Raw genomic sequence first — 9,210 nt, 5'->3', positions numbered from 1 at the left:
GCTTTCCGCCCTGCCGCTTCCCGGTTAGCGTTCCGCAAAACCTGATGCAAAGGACTGCACCCATGGATATCGAAGCCAAACTCAAAGAACTGGGCATTCAGCTGCCGAGCGCACCGGCCCCGGCTGCCAATTACGTCCCCTATGTCGTGGTCGGCGATATGGTCTACATCTCCGGCCAGATCTCGGCCGGCCCCGAAGGGCTGATCACCGGCAAACTGGGCGCCGACATGGATGTGGCCGCAGGTCAGAAAGCCGCCCGCCAATGTGCCATCGCGCTGCTGGCGCAGCTGAAAGCCGCCTGTGACGGCGACCTCAATCGCCTGAAGCGCGTCGTCAAACTCGGCGCCTTTGTGAATTCCACCGACAGTTTCACCGACCAGCCGCAGGTGGTGAACGGCGCTTCCGATCTGATGGTCGAAGTGCTGGGCGATGCCGGCCGTCATGCCCGTGCCGCCGTCAGTTCGCCTTCGCTGCCGCTGGGGGTCGCTGTGGAAATCGACGGCGTGTTCCAGATCTCATGAGAGCTGACCTGCCTGCCGCACTCCTGCGCCAGCCCATAACCCATCGCGCGCTGCATGATGTGCGCGATGGCCGCCCGGAAAACAGCCGCGCCGCCATGCGCGCCGCGATCGAGGCTGGCTATGGTATCGAAATGGATTTGCAGCTGTCCTCGGACGGCTGCGCCATGGTGTTTCACGATTACGCCCTGGACCGGCTGGCCGAAGGCACCGGTCTGGTGGCGGATCACACCCGCGATCAGCTGCGCGCGATCCCGCTCAAGGGCGGCGACGGTGAATGTATCCCCGATCTGGCAGAGATCCTTGATCTGGTGGCAGGCCGCGCGCCGCTGCTGATCGAGCTGAAGGATCAGGACGGCGATATGGGCCCCAACATCGGCGCGCTGGAGGCAGACACCCTGCGCCAGTTGCAGGGCTACAAGGGCGATGTCGCCCTGATGTCCTTCAACCCGCATTCCGTGGCAGAGCTGGCACGGCTGGCGCCCGAGGTGCCGCGCGGACTGACCACCAGCGCCTATGATCCGGTCAGCTGGCGCGAATTGAGCACGCCGACCTGCGACCACCTGCGCGCGATCCCCGATTTCGACCGCGTCGAAGCCAGTTTCATCAGTCACGAAGTGCAGGACCTCGGCCGGGATCGCGTCACGCAGCTGCGTGATCAGGGTGTGCCGATCCTGTGCTGGACGGTGACCTCTGCCGCGATGGAAACCGAGGCACGCAAAATTGCGCATAATGTCACCTTCGAGCGCTATCTTTCTGATATTCCGGGTTGAACCCGTCCGCGACGGACACAGATACTGTCTGTCGCGGAGGCTTTGAATGGAACAGGCGCAGATCGAAATCGAAGTGCTGGCTGCGCTGTCGCAGCTGGAGGCTGCGGAATGGGACGCCTGCGCCTGTCCCGAGGCCGCTGATGGCGGCCCACCGCTCGACCCCTTTACCACCTACCGGTTCCTGTCCGCGCTGGAGGACAGCGGATCGGTGGGGCGGGGCACCGGCTGGCAGCCGCAGTATCTGACCGCGCGGCGCGACGGCCTGCTGATTGCCTGCGCCCCGATGTATGTGAAATCCCACAGCCAGGGCGAATATATCTTCGACCACAACTGGGCCCATGCCTATGAACGCGCAGGCGGGCATTACTATCCCAAACTTCAGATCGCGGCCCCCTTTACCCCCGCGACAGGCCGCCGCTTTCTGGTCAGGCCCGGGTATGAAGGCGTGGGCCAGTCCGCGCTGGTACAGGGCGCCGTGCAGCTTGCCGCCAATAACCGCGTCTCCTCGCTGCATGTCACCTTCTGCACCGAGGATGAGGCCGCCATTGGCGCGGAAATGGGTCTGATGGCGCGGGTCACCCAGCAGTTTCACTGGCTGAACGACGGCTACCGCAGCTTTGACGATTTCCTCGCCGCGCTAGCGTCGCGCAAACGCAAGACCATCCGCAAGGAACGCGCTCAGGCGCAGGGCTTCGGCGGCGAGATCCGCTGTTACCACGGCAGCGATCTGCGCCGCGAACACTGGGATGCCTTCTGGACCTTCTATCAGGACACCGGCGCGCGCAAATGGGGCTCGCCCTATCTCAGCCGGGCGTTCTTCGACATCGCCCATGACACCATGGCCGACGACATGCTGCTGATTCTTGCCGAACGCGACGGGATACCGGTGGCCGGTGCACTGAATTTCCTAGGCCGTGAGACGCTTTACGGTCGCTACTGGGGGTGCACCGAACACCACCCCTGTCTGCACTTCGAACTGTGCTACTATCAGGCTATTGAACACGCGATTGCGCGTGGCCTGACGGCCGTCGAAGCAGGCGCGCAGGGTGAACATAAACTGGCGCGCGGCTATCTGCCCCGGCAGACCCACAGCCTGCATTGGGTGGGCGATCCCGGCTTTGCCGATGCAATTGCCCGCTATCTGGACGCCGAACGCGGCGTCATCGAGGAAGAGATCGAGATCCTGACGGACTACGGTCCGTTCCGCAAACCCCATGTGGAGGAGCAACAATGACCGAGAAACTTTCTGAAGCCACCCGTGGCCCGCTGCTGGACCCGCTGTTCAGCGCCGGATGGGAGGTGGTCGAGGGCCGCGACGCCATCACCAAGACCTATAAATTCGCCAGCTTCGTCGATGCCTTTGGCTGGATGACGCGGGCTGCGATCTGGGCCGAAAAATGGGACCACCACCCGGAATGGAGCAATGTCTACAATACCGTTACAGTGACCCTGACCACCCATGATGTCGGCGGTATCAGCGCGCTGGACGCCAAGCTGGCGCGCAAGATGGAGAGCCTTGTCTGACAGGCGCCGTCTTCATCCGCGGTAGAATGACAAGAGAGGCACGGGTATCCGCGCCTCTCTTGGTGCTTCTGGTGTCCCGATCTTGGTCTGGGGCAGGGGCTCAGCCCATCGCCTCCAGCAGGGCCTCGCCTGCCGACAGCTCACATTTGCCGGGCGAATCCTCGGCATTCATGATCTCGACCTTGCCGTCGCGGGCCAGCATCGCATAGCGCAGAGAGCGCCCGACCAGCCCCGCCGCAGGCGCGTCCAGCCGCATCCCGATCGCATCGGTAAAGCCGCATTCGGCGTCCGACAGCATGGTAATCCCCGCTGCACCGGCACCGGTCGCCTCTGACCAAGCCTGCATCACAAAGGGATCGTTGCCCGCAATGCAGATGATTTCATCCACGCCCTTGGCCGCCAGCGCCTCGGCGTTGCGCACGAAACTGGGCACATGGGCGGAATGGCAGGTCGGCGTAAACGCACCCGGCACCGCAAAGATCGCCACCGTGCGCCCCTTTGTCAGATCGCTGATCGCGACCTGCTCCGGCCCGTCCTTGCCCATCCGCGTCAATGTCGCCTCCGGCAGGCTGTCCCCTTGTGAAATCATGCTGTGTTCCTCTCCGTGCTGATTGTGTTTTATGTTCCCCCACATATAGGGTTCGGCAACAGCCTGACCAGCACGCAAACTGGCAATGGCATTTCCGAAAGACAGCAGAAGGCACAATAGCAAATGACCCATTTTGTCGTGATCGGGGCAGGCCAGGCGGGGGCCTCGCTGGTGGCGCAGCTGCGCAAGCAGGGTTTTGACGGAGAGATTACGCTGATTGGCGGCGAACCCGTTGTGCCCTATCAGCGCCCGCCTCTGTCAAAGGCCTATCTCCTGGGGGAGATGGAGATGGACCGCCTGTTCCTGCGGCCCGAGAGTTTTTATGCCGAGGCCAATATCTCCCTGAAACTTGGCCAGCAGGTGCAGGCCATCGACCCGGCGGCGAAAACCGTGACGCTGGCGGATGAGGTGCTGCACTACGATCAGCTGGCGCTCACCACCGGCTCCACCCCCCGCCGCCTGCCTGCGGCCATCGGCGGCGATCTGGGCGGGGTCTACGTCCTGCGCGATCTGGCGGATGTGGATGCCATGGCCCCGGCGGTCACGGATGGCGCGCGCACACTTATCGTCGGCGGTGGCTACATCGGGCTGGAGGCCGCAGCCGTCTGCGCCAAACGCGGGGTTGCCGTGACGCTGGTCGAGATGGCCGAGCGCATCCTGCAACGGGTCGCAGCTCCCGAAACCTCGGATTATTTCCGCGCGCTTCACACAGGCCACGGTGTTGATCTGCGCGAAGGCGTGGGTCTTGTGCGGCTGGAAGGCGAGGGCCGCGCCGTCAAACGCGCAGTGCTCAGCGATGGCAGCACGGTCGAGGTGGACTTCGTCATTGTCGGCGTCGGCATCACCCCGGCCACCGATCTGGCAGAGGCGGCAGGCCTCGCGCTGGAGAATGGCATCCGGGTGGATGAACAGGGCCGCACCTCGGATCCGTCGATCTGGGCGGCGGGCGATTGTGCGTCCTTCCCCTATCGCGGCAGCCGCATCCGGCTGGAAAGCGTGCCCAACGCCATTGACCAGGCCGAAGTCGCCGCCCGCAATATGCTCGGCGCGAATGAAACCTATGTGGCCAAACCCTGGTTCTGGTCCGATCAATACGACATCAAACTGCAGATCGCGGGCCTCAACACAGGCTACGACAACGTGGTCACCCGCACCGGCAGCGATGGCACCATGTCGTTCTGGTACTATACCGGCGATCAGCTGGTGGCGGTGGACGCAATGAATGATCCGCGCGCCTATATGGTTGCCAAACGTCTGATCGAGGCCGGGCGCACCGCTGACAAATCCGTCGTGGCGGACGCTGACGCGGATCTGAAGCCGCTGCTGCGCACATGAGGATCATCGCCGGCGAGTTTCGTGGCCGCGCGCTCACCAGCCTAGGCAAGGGCGACGCGGGCGCGCATCTGCGCCCCACCACCGACCGTGTGCGCGAAAGCCTGTTCAACGTGCTGGGCCATATCGTCGATTTCGACGGCGCGCGGGTGCTGGATCTTTTTGCAGGCACAGGTGCCCTGGGGCTTGAGGCGCTGTCGCGCGGCGCGGCCGAGGCCGTGTTTGTGGATGATGGCCGGGTGTCGCAGGGGCTGATCACCAAGAACATCGACCTGCTGCGCATCAAGGACCGCGCCCGCCTCATCCGCCGTGATGCCACCCGCCTGCCGGTCAATGACGCTGCGCCTTACGATGTGGTCTTTCTCGATCCGCCTTACGGCAAGTCGCTGGGGCAAAAGGCGCTGGCGGCGGTGACAAAAGGCGGCTGGCTGGCCGAGGAGGCGCTGGTCGTCTGGGAAGAAAGCAGCCCCATGCAGCCCCCCGAAGGATTCACTCTGCACGACAGCCGCAAATACGGGGACACCCATGTCACCCTTCTGTGGCGCGAGAGCTGAGCATCAGCCCAAAAGGACAGCACCATGCCGATTACATATCCCACGCCGAAACTGGTGATTTTTGATTGCGACGGTGTGCTGGTCGATAGTGAAACACTTAGCAATCAGGTGCTGGTCGACAATCTTGGACGGTATGGTCTGCAACTGTCGCTGGCGGAGTGCATGGACCTCTTTGTTGGTGGCACCATGGCGGATGTCCGAACCAAGGCCATCGCGCGCGGTGCGGATCTGCCCGAGAACTGGGTGGCGCAGGTCTATGATGAAACCTACGCAAGGCTGCGGCAGGGTGTGGATCTGGTGCCGGGTATCCCGGATTTGCTGGCGCTGTTACAAGCCCGCGGCATCGCCTTCTGCGTCGCCTCCAACGGCAGCGAGGAAAAGATGCGGATCACCCTTGGTCAGAACGGCCTCTGGGACCTGTTCCATCCCCATGCCATGTTCTCGGCCCAGACGCTGAAGACCGGCAAACCCGATCCCGATCTGTTTCTTGCGGCGGCCTGTCATTTCGACGTGCAGGCGCGCGACTGTCTGGTGATCGAAGACAGCGAAAACGGCGCCCTCGCCGCCGCCCGCGCCGGGATGCGCTGCCTTGGCTTTGACCCCCATGGCAAGGGCACGCGCCTGAAGCGGCATAATGCCGAACATATCACCGCTATGTCAGAGGTTCCGCGCCTGATTGGACATATTCCCTAAAGGCACCCTCAGGTAGAGTGCGACATTTTCACAGCAATCTATACGCTTTGTTCAGCGAAAACCCCACGATCCAACCGCAGGATTTACACCGTTCGATGCAGGCAATATTCGGCCTGTGAAACGGACGATCAATCGTTTCGTTCAGCACTTCATTTCAGATGCTCAAAATTGACGTAGGACACAATATGAAATTCAATCTCCGTATTGGCCTGGCGCTCGCCAGCGCCTTGGCCCTGTCGGCCTGCGTGTCGCCTGATGTTGTCACCAAAACGCAGGTGGGGGATGCCAAGCTGACCTGCACCGAAATCGCGGTGCAGCTGAACCAGCTGGAAGAGATCCGCAAAGAAGCCAAGAAGGGCAAGAGCATGTCCGGCGAGAATATCGCCGCCGCGCTATTGTTCTGGCCGGCTGTTATCGGCAACCATTCCAACGCCAAGCAGGCGCTAGAAGCCGCGAACGAGCGTCACGAGGTTCTGGTAGCCCTGGCAGAGCGCAAACGCTGCAAGCTCTGATACCGGTACGGGGCAACCCGTATCGCAGAACGACAAAGGGGCGCGCCACAAGGCACGCCCCTTCTTTGTTAAATGATACGGTATCAGCCGTAGGTCGGGTGAAACTTCCCGCCGGGCGACAGGGTAAAGATCTCGGCCCCATCAGCGGTAACGCCAACCGAATGCTCGAACTGCGCGGACAGCGATTTATCGCGGGTAACAGCGGTCCATTCATCCGCCAGGATCTTGGTTTCCGGGCGGCCAAGGTTCACCATCGGTTCAATGGTGAAGAACATGCCTTCCTCCAGCACCGGGCCGGTGCCCGGGCGGCCATAGTGCAGCACGTTGGGCGGCGCGTGGAACACCTGACCCAGACCATGGCCGCAGAAATCCCGCACCACGCTCATGCGCTGCGCTTCCACATAGGATTGGATCGCATGGCCAATGTCGCCAAAGGTATTGCCGGGTTTCACCGCCTCGATCCCTTTCATCAGGGAGTCATGGGTCACCTGGATCAGCCGCTCGGTCTTGCGCGACAGCTTGCCTGCCACATACATCCGGCTGGTGTCGCCGAACCAGCCATCGACGATGACGGTGACGTCGATATTCAGGATATCGCCATCCTTCAGCTTCTTGTCGCCGGGAATCCCGTGACAGACCACATGGTTCACGCTGATGCAGCTGGCGTGCTGATAGCCCTTGTAGCCGATGGTGGCTGAGGTCGCGCCTGCGTCCTCCACCATCTGGGTGATCAGCCGGTCCAGCTCGCCGGTGGTCTGACCGGGGACGACATGGGTAGCGATATCGTCAAGGATCCGTGCCGCCAGCGCCCCGGCAGCGTGCATTCCGGCAAAATCGCCGGGCTCATAAATGCGAATGCCGTCTTTGGTGGTGCGGCCGTCTTTCGATCTCATCAGATGAGGCTCCATCGGGTGTCTTTGACATAGCTATCTACGCGCTCCGCGCCAAAAGGGCCAGAGCCGGCACCACCGCCTGCCGGGAACTTTTTACCACCCGGATGCGTTCCCCTCCCTGACGAATTGCAATCGCACCACGGAGGAACCCGCAGCCATGGACAGCATGAACGCCCTGATGCAGACCGAAATCTACAACGGAAAAGCGCTGGCCGATCTGATCACGCTAGAATTTCTGGCTCAGGCCATGGGCAGCGTGCTCGCCGCCATGCTGATCCTGATGGCTGGCTTCATCGTCGCGGGCTGGGTCAAACGACGGATCGTTCAGATCGGCGACAGCCATGCCAGCCTTGATGTGACGCTGTTCCACTTCCTCGGCAATCTGGCACGCTATGTGATCCTTGCCTTTGCGGTGCTCTTTGTTCTCAACACCTTCGGGGTTCAGACCACCTCGATCATCGCGGCCATCGGTGCCGCGGGTCTGGCCATCGGTCTGGCCATGCAGGGCGCGCTGTCCAATGTGGCAGCTGGCATCATGCTGATCCTGTTCCGCCCGTTCAAACTGGGTGATTTCATCGAAGTGGACGGCGAAATGGGCACGGTCAAGGAAATCACCTTGAACAACACGGTGATCGCCGACCTGTCGAACCTCAAGGTGATCATCCCCAACTCCGAAGTCTGGGGCAACACGATCACCAATTACTCCGAATATGACACCCGCCGCGCGGAATGGACCTTCGGCGTCGGCTACGGGGCCAATCTTGCCACCGCCGAGCAGGTCATCCGCGACGCCATCATGTCCGACAGCCGCTCGCACGCAGAGCCGGAACCCTTCATCCAGGTCAATAATCTCAACAGCAGCTCGGTGGATTTCCTGGTCCGTGTCTGGGTCGATGCGGCGGAATATTTCCAGTATCAGGCGGATATGAAACGCCGGGTGAAGGAAGCACTGGACGCGGCCGGAATAGATATTCCTTTCCCGACCCGGACGCTGGTGCAGGCCAGCCCCGACAGCTCGGACAGCTCGGATAGCGCCGAGCAGAGCAAAAGTGGCGCCACCGACACGCAGAGCGAAGCAGCCTGACAGGCGCCCCGCAGCGCTCAGCCCGCGCCTGCGCCAATCGCGCCCGCAATTGCAACACCCTCCGGGGTGATGCGGGTGGCGATCACCAGCCGCTCCACCCCCGCAGCCGCCGCCGCATCCCAGGCGGCGGCATAGGTCGGGTCAATATCGCCGGCGATCTGAAACCGCTCACAATCACTGCGCTGCACCAGATAGAGCAGCACCGCCCGGTGACCGGACCGGCACATGTCGGCCAGGTTGCCCAGATGCTTGGCCCCGCGCGCGGTTACGCTGTCGGGGAACTCCGCCAGACCGGGCTGGCGTGACAGCGTCACGCTTTTGACCTCAACATAGCAATCGGGCAGGCCGGGCTGGCTCAGCAGGAAATCAATGCGGCTCTTCTCGGCATATTTCACCTCGGCCCGGACCGTTTCATAGGCCGACAGCGCTGCGATCTGGCGCGCCTCCAGCGCCGATTTCAGCGCGCGGTTCGGCACCGATGTATCCACACCCACCAGGGTGCCACCGGCAACCTCGACCAGCCGCAAGCCGTATTTCAGCTTCTTCTTCGGATCGTCATTCGGCTCCAGCCAGACCGTGCTGCCCTGTTCCGCCAGCCCCATCATCGAGCCGGGATTGGCACAATGCGCGGTTATTTCGCGCCCATCCGGCAACTGGCAGTCCGCCAGAAACCTCTTGTAGCGTCGGATCAGCGTGGCGGGCAGCAGAGGGGTTTGAAAGCGCATGTGACAGGGCCTA

12 protein-coding genes are annotated in these 9,210 nt (G+C 62.4%); 9 read left to right on the top strand and 3 right to left on the bottom strand.

Going from position 1 to position 9,210, the window contains the following annotated elements:
* Positions 1-62: 62 nt before the first annotated feature.
* The 4 genes from VWZ85_RS09110 to VWZ85_RS09095 are packed head-to-tail and all read left to right on the top strand — an operon-like array spanning position 63 to position 2,815.
* On the top strand, positions 63-521 hold the full coding sequence (locus VWZ85_RS09110) for a RidA family protein (protein ID WP_340546786.1): 459 nt from the start codon (positions 63-65) through the stop codon (positions 519-521).
* Positions 518-1,291 carry a glycerophosphodiester phosphodiesterase family protein gene (locus VWZ85_RS09105; RefSeq protein WP_340546787.1) on the top strand — a complete coding sequence of 258 codons (774 nt, stop codon included), beginning with the start codon at positions 518-520 and terminating at the stop codon, positions 1,289-1,291. Before VWZ85_RS09110 ends, VWZ85_RS09105 begins: the two co-directional genes overlap by 4 nt.
* Before the next feature lie 46 nt (positions 1,292-1,337).
* Positions 1,338-2,525, top strand: a complete 1,188-nt coding sequence (locus tag VWZ85_RS09100) for a GNAT family N-acetyltransferase (protein ID WP_416587948.1) — start codon at positions 1,338-1,340, stop codon at positions 2,523-2,525.
* The gene (locus VWZ85_RS09095) at positions 2,522-2,815 is read left to right on the top strand and encodes a 4a-hydroxytetrahydrobiopterin dehydratase (protein WP_340546789.1); all 294 of its coding nucleotides are present in this window, start codon (positions 2,522-2,524) and stop codon (positions 2,813-2,815) included. The genes VWZ85_RS09100 and VWZ85_RS09095 overlap by 4 nt, the downstream gene beginning before the upstream one ends.
* A gap of 100 nt (positions 2,816-2,915) precedes the next feature.
* On the opposite strand, the gene VWZ85_RS09090 is transcribed toward VWZ85_RS09095, so the two are convergent.
* Entirely contained in the window at positions 2,916-3,404 is a 489-nt protein-coding gene (locus VWZ85_RS09090) for a peroxiredoxin (protein WP_340546790.1), read from the bottom strand.
* A 123-nt stretch (positions 3,405-3,527) separates the two neighbouring features.
* Between VWZ85_RS09090 and VWZ85_RS09085 the strand changes: the two genes are divergently transcribed.
* From VWZ85_RS09085 to VWZ85_RS09070, 4 genes are all read left to right on the top strand, one after another.
* Positions 3,528-4,739 (top strand): NAD(P)/FAD-dependent oxidoreductase, encoded by a 1,212-nt coding sequence (locus VWZ85_RS09085; protein ID WP_416587945.1) that lies wholly within the window; start codon positions 3,528-3,530, stop codon positions 4,737-4,739.
* On the top strand, positions 4,736-5,290 hold the full coding sequence (gene rsmD / locus VWZ85_RS09080) for a 16S rRNA (guanine(966)-N(2))-methyltransferase RsmD (RefSeq protein WP_340546792.1): 555 nt from the start codon (positions 4,736-4,738) through the stop codon (positions 5,288-5,290). The genes VWZ85_RS09085 and rsmD overlap by 4 nt, the downstream gene beginning before the upstream one ends.
* Positions 5,291-5,314: 24 nt before the next feature.
* The gene (locus tag VWZ85_RS09075; RefSeq protein WP_416545262.1) at positions 5,315-5,983 is read left to right on the top strand and encodes an HAD family hydrolase; all 669 of its coding nucleotides are present in this window, start codon (positions 5,315-5,317) and stop codon (positions 5,981-5,983) included.
* Between the two features lie 185 nt (positions 5,984-6,168).
* Positions 6,169-6,495, top strand: coding sequence for a hypothetical protein (locus tag VWZ85_RS09070; RefSeq protein ID WP_040181163.1), 327 nt, complete (start codon positions 6,169-6,171; stop codon positions 6,493-6,495).
* Positions 6,496-6,578: 83 nt separating this feature from the next.
* On the opposite strand, the gene map is transcribed toward VWZ85_RS09070, so the two are convergent.
* Positions 6,579-7,388, bottom strand: coding sequence for a type I methionyl aminopeptidase (map, locus tag VWZ85_RS09065; RefSeq protein WP_416587942.1), 810 nt, complete (start codon positions 7,386-7,388; stop codon positions 6,579-6,581).
* A gap of 157 nt (positions 7,389-7,545) precedes the next feature.
* Here map and VWZ85_RS09060 point away from each other — a divergent pair, with 157 nt between their 5' ends.
* Complete coding sequence (locus VWZ85_RS09060) at positions 7,546-8,472, top strand: mechanosensitive ion channel family protein (RefSeq protein WP_340546795.1); 927 nt, start codon at positions 7,546-7,548, stop codon at positions 8,470-8,472.
* 17 nt (positions 8,473-8,489) lie between these two features.
* Here VWZ85_RS09060 and sfsA read toward each other — a convergent pair whose 3' ends face one another.
* Positions 8,490-9,197 carry a DNA/RNA nuclease SfsA gene (gene sfsA / locus VWZ85_RS09055; RefSeq protein WP_416587939.1) on the bottom strand — a complete coding sequence of 236 codons (708 nt, stop codon included), beginning with the start codon at positions 9,195-9,197 and terminating at the stop codon, positions 8,490-8,492.
* Between the last annotated feature and the right edge of the window lie 13 nt (positions 9,198-9,210).

The sequence above is a fragment of the Phaeobacter sp. JH20_29 genome (assembly GCF_048056175.1).
Classification (GTDB): domain Bacteria; phylum Pseudomonadota; class Alphaproteobacteria; order Rhodobacterales; family Rhodobacteraceae; genus Phaeobacter; species Phaeobacter bryozoorum.
The sequence above is the reverse complement of the archived record's forward strand: the minus strand, read 5'-3'. Positions and strand labels throughout refer to the sequence as shown.

Coding starts and splice junctions, on each gene's coding strand:
- VWZ85_RS09070 (WP_040181163.1), top strand. CDS start 6,169: ATGAAATTCAATCTCCGTATTGGCCTGGCGCTCGCCAGCGCCTTGGCC.
- sfsA (WP_416587939.1), bottom strand. CDS start 9,197: ATGCGCTTTCAAACCCCTCTGCTGCCCGCCACGCTGATCCGACGCTAC.
- VWZ85_RS09090 (WP_340546790.1), bottom strand. CDS start 3,404: ATGATTTCACAAGGGGACAGCCTGCCGGAGGCGACATTGACGCGGATG.
- map (WP_416587942.1), bottom strand. CDS start 7,388: ATGAGATCGAAAGACGGCCGCACCACCAAAGACGGCATTCGCATTTAT.
- VWZ85_RS09085 (WP_416587945.1), top strand. CDS start 3,528: ATGACCCATTTTGTCGTGATCGGGGCAGGCCAGGCGGGGGCCTCGCTG.
- rsmD (WP_340546792.1), top strand. CDS start 4,736: ATGAGGATCATCGCCGGCGAGTTTCGTGGCCGCGCGCTCACCAGCCTA.
- VWZ85_RS09110 (WP_340546786.1), top strand. CDS start 63: ATGGATATCGAAGCCAAACTCAAAGAACTGGGCATTCAGCTGCCGAGC.
- VWZ85_RS09105 (WP_340546787.1), top strand. CDS start 518: ATGAGAGCTGACCTGCCTGCCGCACTCCTGCGCCAGCCCATAACCCAT.
- VWZ85_RS09100 (WP_416587948.1), top strand. CDS start 1,338: ATGGAACAGGCGCAGATCGAAATCGAAGTGCTGGCTGCGCTGTCGCAG.
- VWZ85_RS09095 (WP_340546789.1), top strand. CDS start 2,522: ATGACCGAGAAACTTTCTGAAGCCACCCGTGGCCCGCTGCTGGACCCG.
- VWZ85_RS09060 (WP_340546795.1), top strand. CDS start 7,546: ATGGACAGCATGAACGCCCTGATGCAGACCGAAATCTACAACGGAAAA.
- VWZ85_RS09075 (WP_416545262.1), top strand. CDS start 5,315: ATGCCGATTACATATCCCACGCCGAAACTGGTGATTTTTGATTGCGAC.